This window comes from Cellulomonas aerilata, from assembly GCF_007991755.1.
GTDB classification, from domain to species: domain Bacteria; phylum Actinomycetota; class Actinomycetes; order Actinomycetales; family Cellulomonadaceae; genus Pengzhenrongella; species Pengzhenrongella aerilata.
The window spans coordinates 89,887-113,947 of record NZ_BJYY01000010.1; the positions used below are offsets into that span (position 1 = coordinate 89,887).

The 24,061-nt window shown below is 76.0% G+C and carries 26 protein-coding genes; 13 read left to right on the top strand and 13 right to left on the bottom strand.

Annotated features, from left to right (window positions below):
• Positions 1–154: 154 nt before the first annotated feature.
• Both CAE01nite_RS06430 and CAE01nite_RS06435 read right to left on the bottom strand, forming a co-directional pair.
• Positions 155–748, bottom strand: a complete 594-nt coding sequence (locus CAE01nite_RS06430) for a dihydrofolate reductase family protein (protein ID WP_146901666.1) — start codon at positions 746–748, stop codon at positions 155–157.
• Between the two features lie 195 nt (positions 749–943).
• Complete coding sequence (locus tag CAE01nite_RS06435; protein WP_146901669.1) at positions 944–2,233, bottom strand: FAD-dependent oxidoreductase; 1,290 nt, start codon at positions 2,231–2,233, stop codon at positions 944–946.
• Positions 2,234–2,460: 227 nt separating this feature from the next.
• On the opposite strand from CAE01nite_RS06435, the gene CAE01nite_RS06440 reads away from it, so the two are divergent.
• The 6 genes from CAE01nite_RS06440 to CAE01nite_RS06465 all read left to right on the top strand — a co-directional run bounded on the left by CAE01nite_RS06440 (position 2,461) and on the right by CAE01nite_RS06465 (position 8,490).
• Positions 2,461–4,299 (top strand): glycosyltransferase, encoded by a 1,839-nt coding sequence (locus CAE01nite_RS06440; protein ID WP_146901822.1) that lies wholly within the window; start codon positions 2,461–2,463, stop codon positions 4,297–4,299.
• A gap of 106 nt (positions 4,300–4,405) precedes the next feature.
• A complete protein-coding gene (locus CAE01nite_RS06445) occupies positions 4,406–4,972 on the top strand; it encodes a GrpB family protein (protein WP_146901673.1) in 567 nt (188 codons plus the stop codon).
• Between the two features lie 61 nt (positions 4,973–5,033).
• The gene (locus CAE01nite_RS06450; protein ID WP_146901676.1) at positions 5,034–6,047 is read left to right on the top strand and encodes an AAA family ATPase; all 1,014 of its coding nucleotides are present in this window, start codon (positions 5,034–5,036) and stop codon (positions 6,045–6,047) included.
• Between the two features lie 132 nt (positions 6,048–6,179).
• The gene (locus CAE01nite_RS06455) at positions 6,180–6,590 is read left to right on the top strand and encodes a VOC family protein (protein WP_146901679.1); all 411 of its coding nucleotides are present in this window, start codon (positions 6,180–6,182) and stop codon (positions 6,588–6,590) included.
• 411 nt (positions 6,591–7,001) lie between these two features.
• Positions 7,002–7,682 (top strand): hypothetical protein, encoded by a 681-nt coding sequence (locus tag CAE01nite_RS06460; protein WP_146901682.1) that lies wholly within the window; start codon positions 7,002–7,004, stop codon positions 7,680–7,682.
• Positions 7,683–7,764: 82 nt separating this feature from the next.
• Positions 7,765–8,490, top strand: coding sequence for a type 1 glutamine amidotransferase domain-containing protein (locus tag CAE01nite_RS06465; protein ID WP_146901685.1), 726 nt, complete (start codon positions 7,765–7,767; stop codon positions 8,488–8,490).
• A gap of 51 nt (positions 8,491–8,541) precedes the next feature.
• Here CAE01nite_RS06465 and CAE01nite_RS06470 read toward each other — a convergent pair whose 3' ends face one another.
• The gene (locus CAE01nite_RS06470; protein WP_146901688.1) at positions 8,542–9,195 is read right to left on the bottom strand and encodes an LON peptidase substrate-binding domain-containing protein; all 654 of its coding nucleotides are present in this window, start codon (positions 9,193–9,195) and stop codon (positions 8,542–8,544) included.
• Positions 9,196–9,292: 97 nt separating this feature from the next.
• The gene (locus CAE01nite_RS18050; RefSeq protein ID WP_146901691.1) at positions 9,293–9,496 is read right to left on the bottom strand and encodes a helix-turn-helix domain-containing protein; all 204 of its coding nucleotides are present in this window, start codon (positions 9,494–9,496) and stop codon (positions 9,293–9,295) included.
• A gap of 111 nt (positions 9,497–9,607) precedes the next feature.
• On the opposite strand from CAE01nite_RS18050, the gene CAE01nite_RS18740 reads away from it, so the two are divergent.
• Complete coding sequence (locus tag CAE01nite_RS18740; RefSeq protein WP_281285567.1) at positions 9,608–9,733, top strand: hypothetical protein; 126 nt, start codon at positions 9,608–9,610, stop codon at positions 9,731–9,733.
• Positions 9,730–10,716, top strand: a complete 987-nt coding sequence (locus CAE01nite_RS06480; protein WP_146901693.1) for a serine hydrolase domain-containing protein — start codon at positions 9,730–9,732, stop codon at positions 10,714–10,716. Before CAE01nite_RS18740 ends, CAE01nite_RS06480 begins: the two co-directional genes overlap by 4 nt.
• Before the next feature lie 52 nt (positions 10,717–10,768).
• Here the strand turns inward: CAE01nite_RS06480 and CAE01nite_RS06485 are convergent, their stop codons facing one another.
• Positions 10,769–12,406, bottom strand: coding sequence for a RecQ family ATP-dependent DNA helicase (locus CAE01nite_RS06485; RefSeq protein ID WP_146901696.1), 1,638 nt, complete (start codon positions 12,404–12,406; stop codon positions 10,769–10,771).
• Between the two features lie 211 nt (positions 12,407–12,617).
• On the opposite strand from CAE01nite_RS06485, the gene CAE01nite_RS06490 reads away from it, so the two are divergent.
• Complete coding sequence (locus CAE01nite_RS06490; protein WP_146901698.1) at positions 12,618–13,457, top strand: SDR family oxidoreductase; 840 nt, start codon at positions 12,618–12,620, stop codon at positions 13,455–13,457.
• Entirely contained in the window at positions 13,454–14,194 is a 741-nt protein-coding gene (locus CAE01nite_RS06495; protein WP_146901701.1) for a hypothetical protein, read from the top strand. Before CAE01nite_RS06490 ends, CAE01nite_RS06495 begins: the two co-directional genes overlap by 4 nt.
• Positions 14,195–14,248: 54 nt before the next feature.
• Here CAE01nite_RS06495 and CAE01nite_RS06500 read toward each other — a convergent pair whose 3' ends face one another.
• Entirely contained in the window at positions 14,249–15,802 is a 1,554-nt protein-coding gene (locus CAE01nite_RS06500; RefSeq protein WP_146901704.1) for a PQQ-binding-like beta-propeller repeat protein, read from the bottom strand.
• A 95-nt stretch (positions 15,803–15,897) separates the two neighbouring features.
• Positions 15,898–16,629 carry a glutamine amidotransferase gene (locus tag CAE01nite_RS06505; protein ID WP_146901707.1) on the bottom strand — a complete coding sequence of 244 codons (732 nt, stop codon included), beginning with the start codon at positions 16,627–16,629 and terminating at the stop codon, positions 15,898–15,900.
• An 81-nt stretch (positions 16,630–16,710) separates the two neighbouring features.
• Between CAE01nite_RS06505 and CAE01nite_RS06510 the strand changes: the two genes are divergently transcribed.
• A complete protein-coding gene (locus tag CAE01nite_RS06510; RefSeq protein WP_146901710.1) occupies positions 16,711–17,106 on the top strand; it encodes a diacylglycerol kinase family protein in 396 nt (131 codons plus the stop codon).
• Here the strand turns inward: CAE01nite_RS06510 and CAE01nite_RS06515 are convergent.
• The 3 genes from CAE01nite_RS06515 to CAE01nite_RS06525 all read right to left on the bottom strand — a co-directional run bounded on the left by CAE01nite_RS06515 (position 17,087) and on the right by CAE01nite_RS06525 (position 19,268).
• Positions 17,087–17,689, bottom strand: a complete 603-nt coding sequence (locus CAE01nite_RS06515; RefSeq protein WP_146901713.1) for a hypothetical protein — start codon at positions 17,687–17,689, stop codon at positions 17,087–17,089. The genes CAE01nite_RS06510 and CAE01nite_RS06515 overlap by 20 nt on opposite strands.
• Before the next feature lie 74 nt (positions 17,690–17,763).
• Complete coding sequence (locus tag CAE01nite_RS06520) at positions 17,764–18,450, bottom strand: phosphatase PAP2 family protein (protein WP_146901716.1); 687 nt, start codon at positions 18,448–18,450, stop codon at positions 17,764–17,766.
• A gap of 86 nt (positions 18,451–18,536) precedes the next feature.
• On the bottom strand, positions 18,537–19,268 hold the full coding sequence (locus tag CAE01nite_RS06525; RefSeq protein WP_146901719.1) for an AIM24 family protein: 732 nt from the start codon (positions 19,266–19,268) through the stop codon (positions 18,537–18,539).
• A gap of 206 nt (positions 19,269–19,474) precedes the next feature.
• Here CAE01nite_RS06525 and CAE01nite_RS06530 point away from each other — a divergent pair, with 206 nt between their 5' ends.
• Entirely contained in the window at positions 19,475–19,963 is a 489-nt protein-coding gene (locus CAE01nite_RS06530; protein ID WP_146901722.1) for a hypothetical protein, read from the top strand.
• Between the two features lie 50 nt (positions 19,964–20,013).
• Here CAE01nite_RS06530 and CAE01nite_RS06535 read toward each other — a convergent pair whose 3' ends face one another.
• The 3 genes from CAE01nite_RS06535 to CAE01nite_RS06545 all read right to left on the bottom strand — a co-directional run bounded on the left by CAE01nite_RS06535 (position 20,014) and on the right by CAE01nite_RS06545 (position 21,746).
• On the bottom strand, positions 20,014–20,217 hold the full coding sequence (locus CAE01nite_RS06535) for a hypothetical protein (protein WP_146901725.1): 204 nt from the start codon (positions 20,215–20,217) through the stop codon (positions 20,014–20,016).
• 41 nt (positions 20,218–20,258) lie between these two features.
• A complete protein-coding gene (locus CAE01nite_RS06540) occupies positions 20,259–21,179 on the bottom strand; it encodes an SDR family oxidoreductase (protein ID WP_146901727.1) in 921 nt (306 codons plus the stop codon).
• Positions 21,180–21,272: 93 nt separating this feature from the next.
• On the bottom strand, positions 21,273–21,746 hold the full coding sequence (locus CAE01nite_RS06545; protein ID WP_246131044.1) for a hypothetical protein: 474 nt from the start codon (positions 21,744–21,746) through the stop codon (positions 21,273–21,275).
• A 160-nt stretch (positions 21,747–21,906) separates the two neighbouring features.
• Here CAE01nite_RS06545 and CAE01nite_RS06550 point away from each other — a divergent pair, with 160 nt between their 5' ends.
• Complete coding sequence (locus CAE01nite_RS06550; RefSeq protein WP_146901730.1) at positions 21,907–24,042, top strand: thioredoxin domain-containing protein; 2,136 nt, start codon at positions 21,907–21,909, stop codon at positions 24,040–24,042.
• The last annotated feature ends 19 nt before the right edge of the window (positions 24,043–24,061 follow it).

Here is a 24,061-nt window from a genome sequence, read left to right on the forward strand (position 1 = left end):
CCGCGAGCGCCATGGTGACCGGCGCCCGAGCGGACGGGGACGTCCTCGGCGGGTCCATGACTCACGATCCCGCCGATCGACTGCGGCCACCATCCCCGTATGCCCGAATGTCCGTATGTCCGTATGTCCGTATGCCGGGCCGTGACGGACGGCGTCACGGGCGAGGTGCCGGGCCGCTCCGGATGCGCTGGTACGTCAGCAGGACGACCCCGAGGTCGAAGGGGCGGACGTCCTGCAGCGCCCACGAGCGCGGCGTGAAGTGGCCGTCGAGCACCGCGGTGCCGGCTCCCGCCGTGACGGGGTTGAGCTTGAGCACGAGGCGGTCGATCTCGTCGGCCAGGACACCGGCGAGCGTGCCGCCGCCACACAGCCAGATGTCCCCTCCCGGTTCGCCCTTCAGCGTCCGCACGAACGGCACCGGGTCGGTGGCCACCACCGTGACGTCGGGGTGGGCGGCCGGGTCGAGGGTCCGCGAGAACACGATCTGCCGCAGGTGGGCATACGGCGACGTGACGCCTTCCGCGAGAGCCACGTCGTACGTGGCCCGTCCCATGACGACCGTGTCCCACCGGGACCGGGTCGGTCTCGCCCCGGTGGCGCCGTGCAGGTGGCTGGGTACCGCATCGGCCCAGTCCGCGACCATGTGGCGCCCGTAGTCGTCGTCGTGCGCGAAGAAGTCGGTCGCGCCCGACGGGGAAGCGATGCGCCCGTCCAGCGTGACGGCCACGAAGTAGACCAGTGAGCGCATGCCACCTCCAGCAGTCGACGCTTCGTCCCGGTGCCCTGGCTCGACACCCGGGACCGAACGTACGGGCCCCGTGCCGTCGGCAGTGCCACGGCGACGAACGTGAGCAGGGGTCGCAGCCTCCCGTCCTCCCCGGCGGGCGGACGGGGGGCCGCGCGGGGGCCGGGGGTGTCGACCGGTGCCGGGGCGGCGTGGCGCTCATCGGTCGTGCCTCTCCGCGGACGCGGGTGCGGGGTGCCGGGTGCGGGACGGCGTCGTCGGTGCGGGCGCGGGGCGCCGGGTGCGCGACGGCGTCGTCGGGGCGAGCCCGACGAGCGCCGCGTCCGCCGTCATCCGACGGACGAGGGGGCCGACGCGCCCCACGCCGCGCAGCGCGACGGCGCGGGCGGCACCGGCGCGCGGCGACGTGACGGCCATGGCCCGGAAGGTGCGGGCGTTGGACCGCTGGACGGTCCGGGACACCCGCCGCTGCGCGGACTCGTACGCCTGGGCCGCGGCAGGCCAGCTCGCCGGACTCCGGACGGCGCCGGCGAGGTGGTCGGAGAGCCGCCACGCGCCCAGCACGCCGACCTGCATGCCGGCGCCGGCCGACGGGCCCATCGCGTGCGCGGCGTCGCCGGCCAGGGCCCACCGGCCGGCGGTGTACGCGTCGGCCTGGCCCTGCCCGAGGCGGAAGGCGCTCGCCCACAGGAGCCGGCGGGCGACGGTCCCCGCGCGCGCCCGGTCCAGCTGCTCGGCGACGAGCTCCGGTGAGGTGGCGACCGCCCGGGTCTCGTCGGCGTCGACCCGGTACACCAGGCGCCACCGGTGGGGGGCGAAGCAGAACGCGCCCAGCGGCCGGGACGCGTCCAGGGCGATCCAGGAGCGGTCCGGGCCCCAGGGGTCGTCGTCGAGCTCGAGGTCCGCCACGACGCTGTCCATGCCGTAGTCCCGGAACCGGCTCCCGACGCCGAGCATGCCGGCGACCCCGCCCCGGGTGCTCCCGGCTCCGTCGCAGGCGACGCCGAAGGCGGCCGTCACGGACGTGTCCGTGCCGTCGGATCCGCGCAGGACCGCTGCCACGCCGTCGGGCCGGGACTCCACCGCGACCACGCGCACGTCCCGCCGCACGACCGTCCGACCGGTGGCCGAGGCTGCGGCCTCCAGCACCTCCTCGGTGTCGTGCTGCGGGAGGTTGAGCGTGCAGCGGTGCGGGTGGTCGAGCGCGGTCATGTCGAGCCGGAGGAGGGTCGCGCCGCCGGGCCGTGCCAGGAAGTCGTGGTGGCGGCGGACGACGGCGCGGTCGCGGAGGTCGCCGGTGACGCCCAGGGCGTCGGCGGCGAGCAGTCCCTCGGGCATCCACGTGATGGCCCGGGACTCGTCACGAGGAGTCGGCGTGGACCTGCGCTCGACGACGACCGAGGTGACACCACGGCGGCCCAGGAAGGCGGCGAGGGCCAGCCCCACCGGCCCTGCCCCGACGACGAGGACGTCGGTGTGCTCGTGCATGGTGAGGCGCTCCCCTCGTGCGGCTGGTGCTGGTACCACCCCCACGCTCCCGCCGCAGCGGACACCGCTCCACCGTCAGCGCTCGCACACTGCCCGCACACTGCGCCGTGCGAGCCCGCTCCCGGGCGGCGTCCGGCTGGCGCGCGGGTGGCAGGATCCGGCACCGGAGCACCAGCTCCGGGTCGTCGCAGGAGGGGCACAGCGTGGGTCCGAAGGTCGCAGTCGTGATGCCCGTGCACGACCAGGAGGCATGGCTGCCCGGCGCGCTGTCCAGCCTGCTCGCCCAGACGTTCACCGACTGGGAGTGCGTCGTCGTCGACGACGGCTCGCCGGGGGACGTCCGGGCGGCGGTCGAGGGCACCACGGACGACCCGCGGGTCCGTCTCGTGCGGCACGGCTCCAACCGGGGGCTCGGAGCCGCCCTCAACACCGGCGTGGCGGCGAGCACCGCGCCCTACGTGACCTACCTGCCGGCCGACGACGTCATGCACGCCGGCCACCTCTCGACCCTCGTCGCGGCGCTCGACACGCATCCCGAGGCGCCGCTGGCCGTGGCGGGGGTCCGGCACCACACCGACCAGCGCTCCCCTGGACGCATCGACGGCGAGCCGCTGCAGCTCGTGCAGGTGCTGCACCGGCGGACCGGGCACCGCTGGCTCGAGCGATCGGAGCTGACGACCGACCACCTGGGATGGATGCTCTGGGACCGCCTGCTGGAGGACGGCGCCGCCGTGGAGACCGGCCAGGTCACGTGCACCTGGACCGCGCACCCGGGGCAACGGCACAAGGTCCTGCGCGAGCCGCCCGGGGGGCTCAACGTCTACCGCACCCGGTACGCGGTCGCCGACCCGCTGCGGCTGCAGAGCAGCGTGGGGAGCCTGCACGACGAGGTGGAGCACTACCGCCGGTTCCGGGAGCGCCCGGCGGTGCCGCGCGGCGCCGACGGACTGCGGATCCTGCTGGTCGGTGAGCTGGCCTTCAACCCCGAGCGGATCCTGACGCTGGCCGAGCGGGGCCACGAGCTGCACGGCCTGTGGACGGACACGCCGGTCTGGTACAACACGGTCGGTCCGCTCCCGTTCGGGCACGTGCACGACGTCGACCGAACGAACTGGCGCGACGCCGTGCGCCGCCTGCAGCCGGACGTCGTGTACGCGCTGCTGAACTGGCAGGCGGTGCCCTTCGCCCGTGAGGTGCTGCGCGCGGACCTGGGGGTGCCCTTCGTCTGGCACCTGAAGGAAGGGCCGACCGACGCACGGTTCCGCGGCTGCTGGCCGGAGCTCGTCGACCTGCACACCGGGTCGGACGCCGTGGTGTACTCCAGCCCCGAGCTGCAGGAGTGGTTCGAGGCCACGGTGCCTGCGGCCCGCGACCGGCCCACGCTGGTGATCGACGGGGACCTGCCCAAGGCCGAGTGGCACGTCGGCGAGCAGGCACCCCTGCTGTCAGCGACGGACGGCGACGTGCACACCGTCATCGCGGGGCGCCCGATGGGACCGTCACCCGAGGTGTTCGAGGTGCTCGCGCGGTCCGGGATCCACGTGCACGTGTACGGCAACAAGGTCCACGTGCAGATGCGGGACTGGGTGGAGCGCGTGCGCCGGGTCGCGCCGGACCACCTGCACCTGCACCCCCAGGTGCAGCAGGAGGACTGGGTCGCGGAGCTCTCCCGGTACGACGCCGGCTGGCTGCACGACTTCCGCAGCGACAACGGCGGCGACCTGCACGCCGCGACCTGGGACGACCTGAACTACCCGGCGCGGATCGGGACCTACGCGGCGGCGGGTGTCCCGATGATCGCCCGCGCGGCGCCCGGGAGCGTCGTCGCGTCGCAGAACCTCATCCGCAGCCGCGACCTGGGGGTCCTGTGGGACCAGCCGGACGACCTCGTCGCCGCCCTGCGGGACGGCGGCAGGATGAGCCGCCTGCGCCGCAGCGTGTGGGCCCAGCGGGCCGACTTCACCTTCGACGCCCACGTCGAACCGCTGGTCGGGCTCTTCCGGCAGTGCATCGACGCCCGTCGACCACCGACGGGCGACGCAGCCACGCCGTCCCCGGTGCCGTGACCGGTCGACGGGTACCCGGACCTCGCCCGGCGCCGTCGCCGGCCGGGCAGCCGGCACGGATGCACCCGTGCCGGTGCCGGTCACGCCCCTGAGGGAGGATGTCCGCGTGAGCACGAGCCGCGAGCCCCGCCGACCGGACGTCACGGAGGTCGAGCTCGTGGGCGGCGCCGAGGCGCTCACGGTCGACCTGCACAGCCACGACGACCGATGGGCCGAGGTGTTCGGTGACCACCGGGACCGGATCCGCGACGCGCTCGCCCCGGCGGACGTGCGGATCGAGCACATCGGGTCCACGTCCGTCCCCGGACTGGCGGCGAAGCCGATCGTCGACATCGTGGTCACGGTCGACGACATCACCGCCGAGGAGGACTACCTCGACGCGCTCCTGGCCGCCGGCTACGAGCTGCGGGTCCGCGAGCCGGGGCATCGGCTCGTGCGCACACCCGCCCGTGACGTCCAGGTGCACGTCGTCGGACGGGACGACCCTGCCGTGGACGACTACCTGCTCCTCCGCGACCGTCTGCGGTCCGACGCGGACGACCGTGCGCTCTACGAGGGCACCAAGAGGGCTCTGATCGGCAAGCGGTGGGACGACACGAACGACTACGCCGACGCGAAGACCGACGTCATCCTCGCGATCATGGCGCGAGCACGAGGAGCTCGCGGACGGTGAGCACGCGCGGGCGGCGTCCGCTCGCCCGGCCCGCCTGCGCACCGGGGCCTAGGCTCGGCGCATGGCTTCCCACCGCAAGCCACTCGACGACCTGCGCGAGACCGTCGGTCGCCTGAGCGACCAGCTCCCGCGGCCGGGTCTGCGGGGCGTCGACGACTCCCTCGCGACCCGCCCGGGTCCGGCTCGACCGCTCGCGGCCGTGCAGGCCGAGCTCGACGGGCTCATCGGCCTGGAGTCGGTGAAGGAGCAGGTGCAGGCGCTCGTCGCCTTCCTCCAGGTGCAGGCACGCCGCAAGGCGCACGGCCTGCCCGAGGTGGCGACGTCCCAGCACCTGGTGTTCCTCGGCAACCCGGGCACGGGCAAGACCACGGTGGCGCGGCTCCTGGCCGAGATGTACCGGGCCGTCGGGCTGCTGCAGAAGGGCCACCTGGTGGAGGTGGACCGGGCGGCTCTGGTCGGGCAGTACGTGGGTGAGACGGCGATCAAGACCGACCGGGTGATCCGGCGCGCGCTCGACGGTGTCCTCTTCATCGACGAGGCCTACTCGCTGGCGCCGGAGGTCGACGGGCGCCTGGACTTCGGGCCCGAGGCGGTCGAGGTCCTGCTCAAGCGCATGGAGGACCACCGGCACCGGCTGGTGGTCATCGTGGCGGGCTACCCCCGGCTGATGGAGTCGTTCCTGCTGTCGAACCCCGGCCTGCGCTCCCGCTTCGCGCGGGAGATCAGCTTCCCGGACTACTCGACGGACGAGCTCGAGGAGATCTTCGCCATCATCCTCGCCCAGCACGAGTACGCGCTCGAGCCCGGCGCCGAGGAGACCCTCCGCCGCATCCTCGGCGGCCTGCGCCATGGTGAGGAGTCCGGCAACGCACGCTTCGCGCGCACGCTCTTCGAGCAGGCGCTCAACCGCCAGGCGCTCCGGCTGACCCGCGACGCGGACCGCAGCGTGGAGGCGCTCGACTGGGCCGACGTCACGACGCTCACCGCGGACGACGTCGCCGAGGCCGCCCGCGCGCTCGGCGAGGAGCCGGCACCCGAACCCGAGCCGTCCCGCTGGCGACGCTGGTTCGGGTGACGTCCGGGTCGTCGGCCCCGTCGGGTGACGACCTGAGCGGGTGCCGGGTCCTGGGTCGCGAGTCCCGGGTCTCGGGTCTCGGGTCTCGCGATGTCGCGCTCTGCCGGGGACGGGGTCGCTAGCGTGAGCCCGATGACGGCACCGACGCCCTACCTGCACCTTCCCGGGACCGCTCGTGACGCGCTGACGTTCTACGGGGAGGTCTTCGGCTGCGCCGTCCAGCTGCACACCTTCGAGGAGTTCGGCAGGACGGACGGCCCGCCCGACGCGATCGCGCACGGGTACCTCGTGGAGGGGCCGGTCGAGCTCTTCGCCGCCGACGTGACCGGCGACGATCCTCCGTTCCGATGCGAGGGGCTGATGTTCGCCCTGCTCGGGACCTCGGCGCCGTCGGTCCTGCGCTCGTGGTTCCGCCGGCTCGCCGAGGGCGGCCGGGTCGTCGACGACCTGCAGACCCGGCCCTGGGGGGCGACCGACGGCCAGGTGGTCGACCGTCATGGCCTGCACTGGCTCGTCGGCTTCGAGGGCCAGGACGACCGCTGAGCTGCCGGCGCGCCTGAGCGGCGCCCCGAAGGACGAGGCGTCAGCCGCCGGCGTCCCACCCGTCCATGCTGTGCGGCCGAGGCGTGGTCCGGTCGCCGGTGTCCGGCATGGCGCTCTCCGCGAGGGAGAGGGCGCGTGAGCGCTCCCTGCCGCACCGGACGCAGCGTTGGAGGAGCGACTTCTGGTCGCCCTCCTCGCGCACGACCGTGGTCTGCCAGTGGTGCGAGCCCGTCCGACACCGCAGCGAACGCATGGCGGCCTCCCTGTCGTCCTGCTCTCACGAGCGTGCTCCGCCGGTACCGCGCGGTCAACGGGGCGCAGGGGCGCGGCCGGGGCGAGGTGGGCACGCGTCCGCCGGACGCCTCGACGGCCGAGGGTGCGCCGGGCGTCGACGACGGGCACGATCCGGCCGTGACCCTTCCACGACCGGCCCGTGCTGCCGCGACCGTCGTCGCCGTCTCGGCGCTGGTGGCGTGCACGAGCGCCGCACCCGAGCCGGACGCCGAGCCGACCCCGTCGTCCTCCGCGACGCCGGCGGTCACTCCCGCGCACGACGTCGCCGACGACGTCGCCGCGGCCGACCCCGCGGCCGTGCTCCTCGCGGCTGCCGCGGAACCGCTGGACTCGTCCGTCCTGCCGCCGGGCTTCCACGACGAGGACTCGGTCGAGGTCGACGACGGCACCGACGCGGTCAGCACCATGTACGGCGGGCCGGACGGGCCGACGGGCCCCACAATCTGGCTCCACACCGACATCGGCCGCGACTACACCACCGATCGCCAGGCCGGCGTGACCTGGACGGTGGAAACCGGGTTCGCCGACGGGTACGCCGTCCGCTCGGCGGAGGGAGGCGACGACTTCGCGTTCGTCGACATCGACGCCGAGGGTGCCGTCGATGCCTCCGTCCAGCTCGTCGCGCGCGACGTGCCGATCGAGGACCTGCGGGGGACGGCTCTGCGGATGCTCTCGGCCGCGGACGGGAGCGCACCTGACACGGAGCGTTCACCCGTCGCCCGACGCAGCGCCGGCACGAAGGACGCTCCCCCGAGCCGAGCCGAGCCGTGCCGGCCCCGGCGCCTCCCCCTACGCTGAGCACGACGTGATCGGCCGTGCGCGGGACAGCCCTCGGACGCCGGCCGGCCCGGGGCGCGGCCCCTGAGCGATGGAGGACGACATGGCCGCACGGCGCTCGCTGCGGGGACGGCGGATCGCCGCTCTGGCGGCGGACGGCTTCGAGAAGGTCGAGCTCGTCGTCCCGCTGCGGGCGCTGAGGCGCGCCGGTGCGGAGGTCCACGTCGTCTCCCTGCGGCACGGACGCATCCGGGGGATGAACCTGCACCTGCCCGCCACCCGGGTCGGTGTGGACAGGACGATCAGCGAGACCGGTCCGGCCGAGTACGACGGGCTGCTCGTCCCCGGCGGGTTCATCAGCCCGGACCTGCTGCGTCAGTCGGCCGAGGCACGGGACTTCGTCCGCGCCTTCGCCGCGAGCGGGCGACCCGTCGTCACGCTGTGCCACGGACCATGGGTGCTCGCGTCCGCGGGCGTCCTCGACGGACGCACGCTCACGTCCTGGCCGGGCATCCGGGACGACGTGGTGAACGCCGGCGCCACCTGGCTGGACCAGCCGGTCGTCCGGGACGGCAACCTCACCACCAGCCGGGGACCGCAGGACCTGGCCGCGTTCGTCCCGGCGATGCTCGACGCCTTCGCCCGGACCTCGCCGCAGGCGGAGCCGGCGCCTGGGATCGAGGCATCCGATCCGCAGCGCGACGTGCCTCCTCGCCTGGCGGTCTCCGCGCTGCGGTGGTCCCCGAAGCCGTCCGCGCTCGCCGTGGTCGGGCTCGGTCTGGCGGCGGCCGCCCGACGCGGTCGGCGCGGTCCGGCACCACAGGGCTGAGCCTCCGCCGGCCGCGTCAGGGCTGCAGCGGCCCCCGGTCGCGCGGACGGCTCACGGCGCGAGGTCACCGTCGTCCGCGTCGTCCGCCCACCCGGCGGTGAACCGGTCGTCCGCCGCCCGGGTCTCCTCGACCAGCCGGGCGAGCAGCTCGGGGGCGGTCCCCGAGCGCAGCAGCGCGAGCTGGTCCAGCGCGCCGAGCGGTGCGATGCCGGCGACCTGCCAGAGGCGCTTCGCCGGGTCGCCGGAGAGCTCGACGTCCGGTGCCCAGGGCAGCTGGACGAACTCGCTCGCCCTCGTCAGGGTCGCGCGCACGAGGGCCTCGGCCGTGGCGAGCTCCGCGACTGTCGGTGCGTCGAGCGCCAAGTTCGGGAGCTCGCGCACCTCCGCCCGCGGGAAGGGGTCGTCCTCCAGCCAGCGCACCACCTCGAACCGCGCGGCACCGGTCGCGATGAGCCCGATCGACCCGTCGGCGATCTCCACCGAGGCGATGCGCGCGACCGTCCCCACCCCGAACCGGACGTCCCCTCCGCCGACCTCGGAGCCGCGCTCGATCAGCACCACGCCGAACTCGCGCTCCACCTCGCCGAGCACCGAGGAGAGCATCGCGACGTAGCGTGGCTCGAAGACGCGCAGCGGCAGGGGCATGCCCGGGAAGAGCACGGATCCCAGCGGGAACATCGGCAGCTCGCGCGTCGCGGCGGACATGACGGCGATCCTCCCGCGCCGGGTCGGGCGAGGCGAGCGCGACCCGGCGCGGGCGCGACCTCGGGCGGCTCGACATCGCCGCCGCGTTCACCTCGGCCTACTGCCTCCACGCGCCCTTGAGCCACGTCTCGAGGTCAGCGCTGTTGATGCGCCAGTGACCGCGCAGCTCATTTCCCGGCAGCGCACCGCCTCGGATCGCTTCAATCACGTCCGAGATGTCCACGCGAAGCGCCGCTGCTGCTTCCTCCACGGTGAGACAGGCGAACGGCTCAGCACGGCTCGGACCCTGTGGAGCAGGCACGCGGTGCGGAAGTCAGTCCGCCCGCAGCACGGTCGCGCCGGCCCGCTGGTACCCCGGTGCAGATGTCAACGTGAGTTGACACTCGCAGACGCGTCGGCGAAGGTCGGGCGCATGGACGTCGACCTTCTCGCGGCCGTCACAGCCGTCACGGCCCTCGCCGCCGCCGCTGCCGCCCCGGCAGACCCGACGACGGAGACGGACCACGGCCGTCGTCGCGCCGCCCGGACCCAGCCGTGACCTCCGAGGCGGACGGCAGCGGCCGGTTCGACACCCGGGTCGGCGAGCTGCTCGACCGCCGCCATCCCGTCTGCGCGGCAGCACGGGTGTCGGCCGGTCGGGTCGCGGTCAGCGTCCGCGGCGCCGCCCCGGGTGACACCTTCGAGATCGGCTCGATCTCCAAGTCGATCACCGGGCTGCTCTACCACGACGCGCTCGCGCGGGGCGAGATCGGGCTCGACTCGACCCTCGGCGACCTCCTGCCGCTGGGCTCGGCGCCGGCCGCCCGGGTGCGGCTCGGCGACCTGGCCACGCACCGGTCGGGCCTGCCGCGTCTGCCGAAGGCAGCGCAGCCCGTGCGCCGGACGATGAGCCTGTGGCGGCACGGGACGAACCCCTACGGGGAGGACCTCGAGCAGCTGCTCGCCCAGGTGCAGGGTGTCCGGCTGGGTGCTGCGCGCCCGCGATACTCCAACCTGGGCTTCGAGCTGCTCGGCCACGCCGTCGCCCGCGCTGCCGCCATGACCTACGCCGAGCTGGTCCGGGCGCGCCTCGCCGACCCGCTGGGGCTCGACAGCGTCCACGTGCCTGCCACGCCCGCCGAGCTCGGTCCGGGGGCTCTCGTCGGCAGGAGCCGGCGGGGCTCGGCCAGGGAGCCCTGGACCGGCGAGGCGATCGGGCCCGCGGGCGGGATCCGGGCGTCCGTCCAGGACATGGCCCGCCTCACCGTCGCCCTGCTCGACGGCTCAGCGCCGGGCCTCACCGCGCTCGACGGCGTGGCGCCGTTCGGACGTGGCGCCGTGGTGGGCGCGGGGTGGGTCACGGTCGACGTCGCCCGCCGGCCGATCACGTGGCACAACGGCGGCACGGGTGGGTTCAGGTCCTGGATCGGGCTCGACCGGGTCGCCGGCACGGGCGTCGTCGTCCTGTCGGCCACCTCGCTCGCGGTGGACCGGGCCGGCTTCGCGCTGCTGACCGAGCCCACCCGGTCGCCCGTCGCCTGAGCGCCGTCCACGCTCCCCGGCAGGCCGGGGCACGCCGCACCGGTGACGCCGGTCAGGCCTCCCCGACCGGCGTGAGCAGGCCGCCGTCCAGCGCGATCGCGGTGTCCAGGGTGACGTACCCGCGCTCCTCGAAGAGCACCGTGACCTTGTCGGCCTCCACGACCGACACCGTCCCGGGGCCCCACCGGGTGTGCTCGACCTGCTCACCGGCGTGGAGCGGGGCGTCGTCGACGTCGACGCTCGTCCCGGCGTCGCACGAGTCGCACGCCCCGCAGCGCTCGGGGTGGACCTCCCCCAGCAGCTCGAGCAGCAGCCGGCGACGGCAGTCGCCGGTGTCGGCGTAGGTCCGGACGAGCTCGACCCGGGACCGGTCCATCGCCTGCGCGTGCTCGCGCTCGGCGGCGATGTCGGCGAGCACCCGGTTCACCGCACGCTGGCGACCCTCGCGCTCCTCCGGGTGCAGCACGCCGTCGTGCTCCTCGACCGCGCCCGCCCGGACCAGCGCCCCGAGCGCGCGGGACAGCGACCGGGGCGCCACGCCGGTGCGCTCGGCGAGCTCCTCGCGGGTGCCGGGACGGTCGCGCACCGCGGACAGCACCGCGCGCAGCGTCTCGGGTCGCGACCCGCCGCCGGACCGCAGGTAGTGGTTGAGCCCGAAGTCGTCCGGCCGGTAGAAGAGCACGGCAAGCGCCGGCTCCTCGTCGCGCCCGGCCCGCCCGACCTCCTGGTAGTAGGCGTCCAGCGAGGTCGGCGGCCCCGAGTGCAGGACGAAGCGGACGTCCGGCCGGTCGACCCCCATGCCGAACGCGCTCGTCGCCACGACGAGGTCGGCGTCGCCCCGCAGGAACTGGTCCTGCGCCTCGGCCCGGGCCTTGCCGGCCAGCCCGGCGTGGTAGACGAGCGCAGGCCGGCCCGCCTCGGCCAGCGCCGCGGCGAGCTCCTCGACGTGGCGGTGCGTGCGTGCGTAGACGATGCCGGCGCCGTCGGTCGCGACGGCCGCCTCCACCACGGCGGCGTCGCGCTCGGCGTCGGAGGCGGACGCGCGGGCACCCAGCCAGATGTTGGGCCGGTCGGCGTCGTGCACGAGCACGCGCGGTGAGCGCAGCCGCAGCCGGTCGACGACCTCCTCGCGCACCTGCGCGGACGCCGTGGCCGTCACGGCGAGGACGCGCGGTCCGCCGAGCCGCTCGACCGCGGAGCCCACGTGCAGGTAGTCCGGGCGGAAGTCGTGCCCCCACTCGCTGACGCAGTGCGCCTCGTCGACGACGACCAGGCCCACCCGGGCGCGGGCGAGCTCGTCGGCCACGGCCGGCCGGACCAGCTGCTCGGGCGCGAGCAGCAGGACGTCGAGCCGTCCCTCGACGGCGTCCGCCAGCGCCTCGCGCTGCCGCTTGGGCGTGACCGCCGAGCTCACCGCGGCCGCGCGCAGCCCGGACCCGCGCAGCGAGTCGAGCTGGTCGCGCTGGAGGGCGAGCAGCGGGGAGACGACGACGGTGAGCCGGTCGGACATGAGCGTCGCCACCGCGTAGACCGCCGTCTTCCCGGCGCCCGACCGCGCGACGAGCAGCGTGTCGGCCTCCGCCAGGCCCGCCAGCGCGTCGGTCTGCGCCTCCCGCAGCCTCGCCCCCTCACCCAGGACGGTGCGGACGGCGTCGTCGAGGCCCAGGGGGCGTGCGGTGGCGGTGCTCACGGCGTCACGCTCTCCCGCAGCCGTGGGGGCTGCAACCGCAGGAGCCGGCCGCCCGGCGGGTGCGGGAGGGCACCCCGGCGGGTCCGCCCCCGGGTGACGAGGTCGACGTGCGGTTGCGGAGCCGGACGCCCGGACCCACGGTGAGGGACGTCACGCCGGCGGGCCGGGTCCGCGCCCGCCGGCGTGCCGCCGACCCACCGAGGAGGACCCCATGGCCGCACCGTCACCGCCGGACCCCACCGCACCGGCGGTGGTCGCCGACGAGCCGCGCCGGATCGTGGTGACGGGTGCGGACTCCGGCATCGGTCGTGCGGTCGCCGTCGCCCTGGCCGCACCGGGCCGCGAGGTCGGGATCACCTGGCACGCCGACGAGGACGGCGCCCAGGCCACCGCGCGGGAGGTGCGCGCCCGCGGGGCGACCGCGCACGTGCGCCGCCTGGACCTGACCGACCCGCCGCAGGGCGCCGTCGTCGTGGACGACCTGGCCGCGACCATGGGCGGGCTGGACACGCTCGTCCTGTCGTCGGGGACCGGCTCCTCGACGCTGCTGCTGGACATGTCGTACGAGACCTGGCGCGAGGTCGTCTCCGTCGACCTGGACGGCGCGTTCTGCTGCCTCCAGGCCGGCGCCCGGCACATGGTCGCCGGTGGTGGCGGGAGCGTCGTGGCGATCACCAGCGTCCACGAGCACGCCCCGCGGGTCGGTGCGGCGCCCTACTGCGCCGCGAAGGGCGGCCTCGGCCTGCTCGTGAGGACGGCGGCGCTCGAGCTGGCGGAGCACGGCATCACGGTCAACGCGGTCGCGCCCGGCGAGATCGCCACGCCGATGACCGGGCAGACCGACGAGTCCGTGCTGGACGGCCGGCGCCGCCCCGGCATCCCGGTCGCACGCCCCGGCGACGCCCGCGAGATCGCCGCCGTCGTCGCGTTCCTGTGCTCGCCCGCCGCGCGGTACGTCACCGGGGCGTCGTGGCCGGTCGACGGCGGCATGCTGCAGATGGGTCCGATGGCCGGCTCGCACCTGGCGTCCGACGACTGGCGCCGCCCGTGAGCGCGCGCGGCCGCGCCCTGCGCCTGGCGGCGCTGGCGGCGACGGCCCTCGGCGGCGTGGGGCTGGGCGTGGCGACCGGCACGGTCGCGGCGCTGCGCCACGACCGGCCCATGCACGCCGTCGGCCGGACCTACCACGCCCGGCTGGAGCGGACCGGGACCACGTCCGACCGCTCGGGGGTCGCGTGGATCGACCAGCCGCGCGCGCAGGGCGGTCTGGTGCGGTTCTCCCGCGGCGCCGGGCTGCCCGCGCGCCTGCCGGACGTGCAGGGGGTGGCGATCCGGCTGGACGAGCCCGGCGGGCACACCGACCTGCTGCTGAGCTCGTCCGGGCTGCGCGGGCTGTCCCGGTTCGTGCTCGTGCCGCGGCGGTCGCCCCTGCGCGGCGCCGCGGGCAGCCTGATGCCGTTCCGCGGGCCGCACGGGCCGCTGCTGCTCGCCGTGCAGCCGGCGCCGGACGGGTCCGGTCGCGGGGACCGGCGCGGCACCGACCTGACGGACCCTGACCTGCGCGGCACCCGGTGGCACCTGCTGTGGTCGGGGACGTCCGGGCCGTGGCGGGAGGTCGGGGTGCTCACCGTCGGCGAGGACGCCGGTCCGGACGTCGACCGACGCACCCGCTTCGGCCCGGTGACCGCCACGCCGCCCGGGCTGCCGTCGTACCGCTGGGCCCGGCTGGTGCGCGACCCGGCGTACCGCGCCGCCCAGCTGCTGGGTCGCCCGGGGACCGGTCGCTGACCGGGGACGCCCGACCGAGGACGTCAGGTCGGGCGTCGCCTGCGGCGGCCCGGCTCAGGCGTCGCCCTCCCGCAGCGCCACCAGGCCCTCGGACGTGTAGCCGTACATCCGCCCGGAGACGACGAACAGGTGCTGGACGTCGTCGGGCACGTCGGCCTGCCAGCGGGTCCGGCCGTCCTCCACCCCTCGGGCGGTCACCACGACGTCGCCCCCGTCGCGCTCCGCGCGCAGCACCAGTCGACCGTCGGTGAGCAGGCCGTACTGGCTGGCGGACGGCACGGCGGTCTCCCAGGCCGTCTCGCCGGTGGCCACGTCGACCGCCTCCATCCGCTCGGACTCGACCCGGATGACGCGGCCCTCCAGGATCACCAGCCCACCGGCGTCCGGCCCCTCCGCGCGCCAGCGGCGGTCGCCGGAGCGCTCGTACGCCTCGAGCCCCTCGCCGGCCGAGGACTGGACCAGGACGACGTCCGCGGCGGTCCCGTCGTCGGTCGCACGGGTCAGCGGATACCCGTCGACGGTGAAGCTGTCCCCGCTCCCCAGGTCCGTCACCGAGGTGGCGCCGACGGCGTCGCGCAGGGGTCGCACCAGGGTGCGCCCGCCGACGACCTCCGCCCAGGACGAGCTCGCGGGCCGCTCCCGCGACCACGAGGTCACGACGTCGCCCTGCCCGTCCAGCACCCAGCCGGACTGACCCGGGACCACGACCAGCCCGTCGTCCACCCGCACGGACGTGTACTCCTCGAGCCCCTCTCTGGGCGGACCCTCGAACCGCCAGGCCTCCCGGGTGCGGAGCGGGTCGGTGCGGACGACCTGGACGCCTCCGTCGGTGCCGCGCTGCATGACGACGAGGTCCGTCCCGATCGCCGCGAGCGACGTCGTCGCGTCCACGCTCGTCTCGCTCAGCACCTCGCCGGTGGCCACCGCCAGCACGAGCAGCCGGGACGCCGTCGGCTCGTAGCGGGACAGGTCCTGGGGCGAGGGCCCGAGCTCGTCGACGACGAGGCACGCCACGACCCGCTCGCCGTCCTCGGCTCCCTCGGCGGCGTCCGGCACGACGCACCGCACCCCGCGCAGGGGCGCGAGCCGGCTGCGGACCGCGGGCACCGTCCACACGGTCTCGCCCGTGTCCGCGTCCACCGCGACGACGTCGACGTCCCGGGTGCCGTCGCGGGTGTCCGTCACGCCGACGAGCATCCCGGCGACGTCGTGGAGCTCGATCCACAGCGGCATGTCGGTGCGCCACGCCTCGCTGACCGGGCCTTCGAGCGGCGCCAGCACGCCGGGGACGTCGGCCAGGGCGGCGAGCCATTCCTGCTCACGGTGGTCGCCGACCAGCGTCGCGGCGCCCGCGGCGACGGCCAGGGCGGCCGCCAGGGCGGCGGCCCAGGCACGGCGCGCGGGACGGCTGGGGGCGCTGGACCGACCCCGGCGCCATCGCCGGCCGTCGGGCTCCACCGCGTCGTCGGCGGCGCCGGTCCCGGTGGTCGCGGACCGGCCCGGACCGGTGGCGTCCGGCGCGGTGGACCGCCCCGGCGACGGCGCCGCATCGCGGTCGTCGGGCTCGACGAGCTCGACGTCGCGCATCTCGTACCGGGGGGACCCCATCGTCCGACCCTAACCAGCGCCCCAGGGTCGTGCGCCCGGACGGGCCGGCGGCCGTCCGGTCCGCCTCAGCCGGCCTGTCCGGGCGTCAGCGGGCGTCAGCGGGCGTACCGGGCGACGAACGCCCGCAGGAGCGCGGGCGGGTGCACGACGTGGGACGTGCGCAGCGCCTCCACCACCCGGTCGACGTCGTCGGGCGGGAAGTACCCCGCGTCGCGGTAGATCCGCACCCGCTCGACGATGCCGGGGACGTCGAGCTCGGGGTGGAACTGCGTCGCGTAGAGGTTGTCCCCCACCCGGAACGCCTGCACGGGGCAGCCCGGCGACGAGGCGAGCACCACGGCGTGCGGCGGCGGCTCGCGCAGCGCCTCCTTGTGCCCCACGAACGCGTCGAAGGCGTCCGGCACGGCGCGGAACACCGGGTCGCCGCGGCCCGCGTCGGAGAGCGTCACCTCGACCGCGCCGACCGGCTCCCCGAACGTGCGGTCGACGACCCCGCCCTGGTGCACCCCGAGGGTCCCGACGCCGTAGCACGCGCCTAGGAAGGGCATGTCCCGGGCGACGACCTCGTCGAGCAGCCCGGCCAGCTCGCGCTCGACGCGCAGCTGGACCTCGGACTTCTCGTCCTCGGGGTCGCTGGTGCAGAACGGGCTGCCGCCGACCACGATGCCCGACCAGTCGTCCAGGTCCAGGGCGGGGAGCGGGACGCGCTCGAGGCGGACCTGGTGCAGCTCGTCCGCGGTCAGCCCACCGAACCGGCGGAACGACTCGTACTCGCTCTCGGCGGCGTGGTCGTCCGCGCGCGTGGACAGCAGGAGGAAGGGCCTCACGGCGGCGAGCGTAGTGTCGCCGGACGCGGGGATCACCCGGCACGGTCGCCGGGGTCCCGCGGGCGCAGCGGAGGAGACGCGATGACCACCCCGAGGCACGGCCGGCGTCGTCGCGAGGTGGACAGCTTCCGGTGGGCCGCGCGCGGGGTGCGGGCGGCCCTGGTGCGCGAGCCGCACCTGCGGTTCCACGCCGCGGCGACCGTGGTGGTCGCGGTCCTCGCGGCGCTCGTCCCGCTCACGCCCGCCGAGCGTGCGGCGCTCGGGCTGGCGGTCGGCCTGGTCTGGGTCGCCGAGCTCGTCAACACGGCGGTCGAGCGGCTGGTCGACCTGGTCTCACCCGGGTTCGACCCGGTGGCCGGTCAGGTGAAGGACATCGCGGCGGGGGCCGTGCTGGTCGCGGCGGTCGTCGCGGCGGGGGTCGGCGCGACCGTGCTGGGCCCTGCGCTGGCCGGGTGGGTCAGGTCCGCGGTGGGCTGACCGGCGCGACCCCCAGCTCCGCCAGGGCGACGGTCGCCAGCCCCCGGGTGACGTCCGGGTCGCCCCGGCGCCACGCACCGGCGACGTCCGGGCCGAGGGCTGCGAGCTGGTCCAGCGGGGCGGCCGCCAGTGCCCGCAGGGCGAGGAGGTCCACCCCGTCCGGCCGCGCGAGCAGCCGGCGCGCCACGGCCGCACGCCGCGCGCCGCGCCACCGGTGCAGCGCCCACGCCCCGACCACCACGACGATCGGCCAGCCGGCGACGGCCAGGGCCGTCACCAGCGCGGTGCGCGAGACGCCGTCCTGCACCGCGACCCCGGCTCCCGCGAGGCGGGCGGCAGCCTCGCCGGCGGCGTCGAACGGCGCCTGCAGCTCCCGGCCGAGGAACGGGGCCCGGGCGACCGTCTCGCCGGCCTGGGCCAGCCCGTCCCCCAGGGACCGGCCGGCCTCCTCCACGGTCCGGCCGGGCTCGGCGAGCCGCATCACCTGCGCGTGCACGGCCCGCCCGACGCCGAGCCACACCACCACCCACAGCAGCACGAGCAGGTCGCCGAGCGTCCGGCGGCCGGGTCGTGCGGCGCGCACCGCGGTGCCGCTCGTGCCGCTCGTGCCGCTCGTTCCGCTGGTGCCGCTCCTGCCGCTCGTGCCGCTCCTGCCGCTCACTGCGCCTGCACCGCCCGGCCCGCCGGTGACCGCGCGGCCCGGTCGCCGAACGCCACCCACGACGCGCCCGCGACTGCGCCCCCGACCAGGACGCCGGCCACGACGTCGGACGGGTGGTGCACGCCCAGGAGAACCCGGTCCGCCGCGGTGAGCGCGACGACCGCGCCGACCGCGACCGGGACGGCCACCCGCGCACGTGGTCCCAGCAGCGGCCAGATCAGCACGGTGAGCGCGATCCCGGCGCTGGTGGTGTTCGCGGCGTGCCCGGACGGGAAGCTGAAGCCGGAGGCGTGCGCGACGGCGTCGTCGACCACCGGCCGCGCCCGCTGCACCACCAGCTTGAGCAGCGCCTCGGCACCCCACCCGACCAGCACCGTGACCGCGGTCCACCGCGCCCGGCCGGCCAGCCCGTGCCGCCGCCCCACCCAGACGCAGGTCGCCAGCACGGCCATGTTGACCCACAGGGGCTGCAGCGCCTCCTGCCAGCCCACCAGCGCGGCCCGCAGCGCCGGCTCGGAGCGCGTGAGGTCGGTGCCGGCGCGGACGGCGGCGTCGTCGGCCTGCACCAGGGCCGGCGTGCCGGCGCGCACCGCGAGCGCGAGCAGCGCCACGGGCAGTCCGAGCCCCGCGGCCAGCGCGCCGCCGAGCAGCAGCCGCGGTCGACGGCCGGGTGGTGGGGTCATGGCGGCACGCTAGACGCCGTCCGCGGCGATGTCCCTCCGGCGGACGCGGCGACGGCGGGCGACGAGCCGTCTCGGTGGGGCGGGCGTCAGCCGCCGAGCAGGCCGCCCAGTCCCCCGCCGCCGCGGTTGCCGTCCCCGGCGTTGTGCCCGCCCGCGACGACGGACTCGCTGGGCTGCACCACGACGTACCCCTGGCCGCCGAACGCCATCTGGAACGTCTCGCCCGTCCCGCCGCGGATCATCGACTTCAGGCCGCCGGTGTCCACGCGGATGTCCATCGTCACCCCGGCGGTCCACAGGACCACCGCCTGCGCGTCGCCGAAGGTCGGCGCCGTGGCGACGTCCAGGGCGACCGGCTCGCCCTTGGTGGTGATGGCGACGTAGCCGGTGCCGCGCAGCGACACGTTGTACAGGCCGCCGGTCATCGCCGCGCCGCGGGCCTGGATGCGGTGGATGTCCCACTCGATCGAGGAGGAGAACGCGAGCACGTTGCTGCCGTTCACGGACAGCTGGTCGTTCTCCAGGTACAGGATCTGCACCTCGGCGGCCTCGTCGGCGAGGAAGAGCTCGCCGTGCCCGGTGGCCTGCATCATGTCGACGCCCTCACCGGTGACCGCGGCCTTGAACATCCGCCCCAGTCCCCCGGCGCCCTTGTTCTCGAACCGCACGTCGCCCTGGTAGGCGACCATCGAGCCGCTCTTGGCCCACACCGGCCCGAAGCCCATCTGGACCTTGAGCAGCTTCTTGCCCTGCAGCGAGAACGGGTCCGGCGAGGCGTTCTCGCGGAAGTCGTGGAACAGCGAACCGTGGATGGGCATGACGAGTCGTCTCCTCGTGGATCGGCGGCGCGGCGATGTGGTCCGGCTCTCGGCACCCTAACGAGCGGCGCGTCCCCCGACGGGTGGTTCGTCGGACGGGCCCTCGGGCCGGCGTCCCCCGGGTCCCCTGCCCGCGCGGGACGGTGACGCGTAGGGTCTCGCTCGAGGGCCGGCTCGTGCGTGCATGACCGCCGTGAGGAGGAGTCATGGGGTTTCTCGACAAGGCGAAGGCTGCCGCCAACGACCTGACCGCGAAGGTCGACACCGCGCTGGCCGGCTCCGGTCTCGGCACGCCCGGCGGCTCCGCGGGGGCGGACGCCGAGCGGTACCTGCGGGACCTGGGCGTCCTGGCCTTCCTCGACGCCCAGGGGCGTCCAACCCCCGAGGTGGAGCGCGCCCGCGTGCTCGGGGCGCTGCGCGACCTCGAGGCCCGCGGTGCGATCCACGGCCTCACCCTGCACACCGCTCCGCCGCCACCACCGGGCGGTGGCCCCGCGGCGCAGAGCGGTGGCCCCGCGGCGCAGGGCGGTGGCCCCGCGGCGCAGGGCGGCGGCCCGTCGGCGCACACGCCGCCGCCCCCGCCGCCGGGTGGCGCGGCACCGGCGTACCCGCCGCCACCACCTCCGGCGGACCCCGCGGCGCCGCCTCCGCCCGGCCGGACGGCGCCGCCTCCGCCGCCGTCGTGGCTCGCGTAGGCACCGAGGCACCGGCCGCACACACCCGACGACCCGGTTCGCGGCGGGCGTCAGCCGCCGTCCGTGTCGGGCGCCGGGGCGATGTCCGACGGCGTGGGGTTGGTCGGCTGGATCACGCCGTCGCTGTTGCCCAGCGCCCAGGTCGCGACGGCCAGCCCGAGCACGGCGAGCAGGGCCGCCGCCCCACCGACCGCCCGCTGCCGCCGTCGCCGGCGCGGCGGGCGCGGGTCGAAGGGCGAGACGTCCTGGGCCACCGCACACCTCCTTCTCCGGCCGGGTCCGGCCTGGTCGGTCGTCAGGGGGTCGGCGAGCCGCCGTTGACGTTGAGGGTCTCCCCCAGCACGTAGCTGGACTCCGACGACGCGAGGAACACGTAGGCCGGCGCCACCTCCGTCGGCTGCCCGGCGCGGCCCAGCGGGACGCTCTGGCCGAACTCCGGAAGATCTTCCGTCGGCGTGCCCCCCGACGGCTGCAGCGGCGTCCAGATCGGCCCCGGCGCGACGGCGTTGACCCGGATCCCCCGGCTCGCCAGCTGCTGGGCGAGGCCCTTGGTGAAGGCGTTGATCGCGGCCTTCGTCGTCGCGTAGTCCAGCAGCGTCGGCGAGGGCTCGTACGCCTGGACCGACGTCGTGTTGATCACCGCGGACCCGGGCGCGAGGTGCTTCAGGGCTGCCCGGGTGACGCGGAACATCGCCAGGATGTTGGTCTGGAACGTCTGCTCCAGCTGCTCGTCGGTGATCTCCTCCAGGCTCTGGGTGGCCACCTGCTTCGCAGCGTTGTTGACCAGGACGTCCAGGCCGCCGAGCTCGGCCACGGCGCGCTCGACCACCTCGGTGCAGAACTGGGGGTCGGTGAGGTCGCCGGGGATCTGCACCGCCCGGCGGCCGGCCTCGGTGACGATGCGCGCCACCGTGGCGGCGTCCTCCTCCTCGGCGGGCAGGTAGGTGATCGCGACGTCGGCGCCCTCGCGGGCGAACGCGACGGCGACCGCGGCGCCGATCCCGGAGTCCCCACCGGACACCAGCGCCCTGCGGCCCTGCAGCCGCCCGGTGCCGCGGTAGGAGAGCTCGCCGATGTCCGGCTTGGGGGTCACGGTCGCCTGCAGGCCGGGCGCGTCCTGCTCCTGCTCGGGCGGGCTGATGCTGGGGTACCGGCTGACCGGGTCCTGGGACGTCAGCTGGTCGCTGCTGGTGGTGTCGGTGTCGTCGCCGGCCACAGGGTCCCCCCGGGGGAAGTGATGGTGCTCGATGTCCGGGCCAGTGTGCGATCGGCCCCCGCTTCGCGCACGCGGTCGGCGCGCGGGCCCGACTCAGGCGCTCTGCGTGCCAGGGTGCGGCTCGGCGGCGGCGACCGACCGCTCCATGACCATCGCGCGGAGCGCCGCCGACGGCGCGGTGCCGGGCCCGCCGGCGCGGAGCCAGGTCTCGAGCTCCCCGGTCGCGCCGTCGCCGGCCAGCCGTTCGAACCAGACCGGCCCGACCCCGGCGCGGCGGCGGTGCCCGCTCGGACGGGCGACGACGACGTCACCGCGCTCGCACTCGTCCAGGCACTCCACGAACGTCACCCGGGCCACACCCGCTCCGGAGAGCCGGTTCAGCCGCTCGGGCTGCCCGCCGGGCAACGGGTCGGCGGTGCCCAGCGTCTCCCCCGAGCACAGCGAGCACGCTGTCAGGCCGGGGAGGTCGCGGGAGCCGTCGGCGGCGTCGACCGGCACCGGGGGCGTCTCGGCGGGGAGACCTGTCCCGACCTCGCCTCGCGGGTCCGACCCTCCTTCTGCGCGCATGCGACGAGACCCTACGAGACGACGAGGGTGGGCCGGGCAGCGGGTGCGCCGACCGCCGCTCGGCCGGGCCGAGCGGCCCGGGTCCACCCGGGTGGCCGCCCCTGACCGTGCCGAGCCCGGCCGGATCGCCGTCGTCGCGGCGTCGCGCCACAGTGGGTGGGTGAGCAATCGACTGGCGGGGAGCACCAGCCCCTACCTGCACCAGCACGCCGAGAACCCCGTCGACTGGTTCGAGTGGGGCGAGGAGGCGTTCGCGGAGGCCCGCCGCCGCGACGTGCCGCTGCTCGTGTCGACCGGCTACGCCGCGTGCCACTGGTGCCACGTCATGGCGCACGAGTCCTTCGAGGACGAGGCGACGGCGGCCTTCATGAACGAGCACTTCGTCAACGTCAAGGTCGACCGCGAGGAGCGGCCGGACGTCGACGCGATCTACATGGACGCCACCCAGGCGATGACCGGCGCCGGGGGCTGGCCGATGACCGTCTTCGCCACCCCCGACGGCGACCCGTTCTACTGCGGCACGTACTTCCCGCCCCGGCCCGTCCAGGGCATGCCCTCGTTCCCCCAGGTCCTGGCGGCGATGGCCGGGGCCTGGACGACGCGGCGGGCCGAGGTCGACGCCAGCGCCGAGCACATCAGGCAGGCGCTCGCCGAGCGGCGCCCCGTCGCGCCTGCGGGAGCCGTGGCGGGACCGGAGGCCGGCGGCGTGGAGCCCTCGGTGCTCGCCGCGACGGTGGAGGCCCTCGCCCAGGGGTACGACGCGCGGCGCGGCGGGTTCGGCGGCGCGCCCAAGTTCCCGCCGTCGATGGTGCTGGAGTGGCTGCTGCGCCACCACGCGCGCACCGGGGACGACGACGCCCTGGCGATGGCTCGCAGGACCCTGGAGGCGATGGCCCGCGGCGGGATGTACGACCAGCTCGGCGGAGGCTTCGCGCGGTACTCGGTCGACGCGTCGTGGACCGTCCCGCACTTCGAGAAGATGCTCTACGACAACGCCCTGCTGCTGCGCGTGTACGCGCACTGGTGGCGCGCGGACGGCTCGGCGCTGGCCCACCGGGTGGTCACCGAGACCGCCGGGTGGATGCTGCGTGAGCTGCGCACCCCGCAGGGCGGCTTCGCCTCGGCGCTGGACGCCGACAGCGAGGGGCGCGAGGGCGCGTTCTACGTCTGGACCCCGGCCCAGCTCGCCCAGGTCCTCGGGGCGGACGACGGCGCCTGGGCGGCCTCGGTCTGGGGTGTGACGGCCGAGGGGACCTTTGAGCACGGCAGCTCCGTGCTGCAGCTCCTCGCCGACCCGCCGGACCCCGAGCGCTGCTCCGTGGTCCGCGAGCGCCTGGCGGCCGCCCGCGAGGACCGGCCCCGTCCCGGTCTGGACGACAAGGTGGTCTCGGCGTGGAACGGCCTGGCGATCGCGGCGCTCGCGGAGGCGGGCGCGCTGCTCGACCGCCCGGACTGGGTGACGGCGGCCACCGACGCGGCCCACCTGCTGACGAGCCTGCACCTGCGCCCGGGCAGCGACGCCGACCCCGGCTCGCGGCTCGTGCGGACGTCGCGCGGCGGCGTGGCGGGCACGTCGGCGGGGGTGCTCGAGGACTACGCGGACGTCGCGGAGGGCCTGCTCGCGCTGTGGTCGGTCACCGGGGACCCGCAGTGGTCCACGCACGCCGCCGCCCTGCTGCGCACGGTGCTCGACCACTTCGGCGACGGGGCCGGCGGGTTCTTCGACACCTCGGACGACGAGACGGACTCGGTCCTGGCCCGCATCCGCCGCCCGCAGGACCCCGCCGACGGGCCGACCCCGTCGGGTCAGGCAGCGGCGGCCGGGGCGCTGCTGACCCTCGGTGCGCTGACCGGCTCCCTGGAGCACCGCGAGGCGGCCGAGGGCGCGCTGCGCGTGCCGCTGCAGCTGGCGACCCGGTACCCCCGTGCTGCCGGCTGGGCGCTGGCGGTCGCGGAGGCCGTGGTCGACGGGCCGCGGGAGGTGGCCGTCGTCGGCCCCCCGGACGACGACGCCACCCGCGCCCTCCTCGCGGCGGCGTGGGCCAGCCCCGCGCCGGGCCTGGTGATCGCCCACGGCACCGCCGGCGCGGGACCGGACGGGGACGTCCCGGCGCTGCTGCACGACCGGCCGCTGGTGGACGGCCGCCCGGCCGCCTACGTGTGCCGCGGGTTCGTCTGCCGCCGGCCCACCACCGACCCCGGTGAGCTGACCGCCCAGCTCGCGGAGGGAGCCGGGCCGGCCGGTGGCTCGCCGTGGGTGGCCGGCTCGAGTGGCGCCGTCGTCCCGCCGGCGTAGCGTCGCAGGCGCCCGAGAA

Excerpts from the sequence above, each read along its gene's own strand:
- CAE01nite_RS06430 (WP_146901666.1), bottom strand. The coding sequence starts at position 748 with ATGCGCTCACTGGTCTACTTCGTGGCCGTCACGCTGGACGGGCGCATC.
- CAE01nite_RS06435 (WP_146901669.1), bottom strand. The coding sequence starts at position 2,233 with ATGCACGAGCACACCGACGTCCTCGTCGTCGGGGCAGGGCCGGTGGGG.
- CAE01nite_RS06440 (WP_146901822.1), top strand. The coding sequence starts at position 2,461 with ATGCCCGTGCACGACCAGGAGGCATGGCTGCCCGGCGCGCTGTCCAGC.
- CAE01nite_RS06450 (WP_146901676.1), top strand. The coding sequence starts at position 5,034 with ATGGCTTCCCACCGCAAGCCACTCGACGACCTGCGCGAGACCGTCGGT.
- CAE01nite_RS06455 (WP_146901679.1), top strand. The coding sequence starts at position 6,180 with ATGACGGCACCGACGCCCTACCTGCACCTTCCCGGGACCGCTCGTGAC.
- CAE01nite_RS06465 (WP_146901685.1), top strand. The coding sequence starts at position 7,765 with ATGGCCGCACGGCGCTCGCTGCGGGGACGGCGGATCGCCGCTCTGGCG.
- CAE01nite_RS06470 (WP_146901688.1), bottom strand. The coding sequence starts at position 9,195 with ATGTCCGCCGCGACGCGCGAGCTGCCGATGTTCCCGCTGGGATCCGTG.
- CAE01nite_RS18740 (WP_281285567.1), top strand. The coding sequence starts at position 9,608 with ATGGACGTCGACCTTCTCGCGGCCGTCACAGCCGTCACGGCCCTCGCC.
- CAE01nite_RS06490 (WP_146901698.1), top strand. The coding sequence starts at position 12,618 with ATGGCCGCACCGTCACCGCCGGACCCCACCGCACCGGCGGTGGTCGCC.
- CAE01nite_RS06500 (WP_146901704.1), bottom strand. The coding sequence starts at position 15,802 with ATGGGGTCCCCCCGGTACGAGATGCGCGACGTCGAGCTCGTCGAGCCC.
- CAE01nite_RS06510 (WP_146901710.1), top strand. The coding sequence starts at position 16,711 with ATGACCACCCCGAGGCACGGCCGGCGTCGTCGCGAGGTGGACAGCTTC.
- CAE01nite_RS06520 (WP_146901716.1), bottom strand. The coding sequence starts at position 18,450 with ATGACCCCACCACCCGGCCGTCGACCGCGGCTGCTGCTCGGCGGCGCG.
- CAE01nite_RS06525 (WP_146901719.1), bottom strand. The coding sequence starts at position 19,268 with ATGCCCATCCACGGTTCGCTGTTCCACGACTTCCGCGAGAACGCCTCG.
- CAE01nite_RS06530 (WP_146901722.1), top strand. The coding sequence starts at position 19,475 with ATGGGGTTTCTCGACAAGGCGAAGGCTGCCGCCAACGACCTGACCGCG.
- CAE01nite_RS06545 (WP_246131044.1), bottom strand. The coding sequence starts at position 21,746 with ATGCGCGCAGAAGGAGGGTCGGACCCGCGAGGCGAGGTCGGGACAGGT.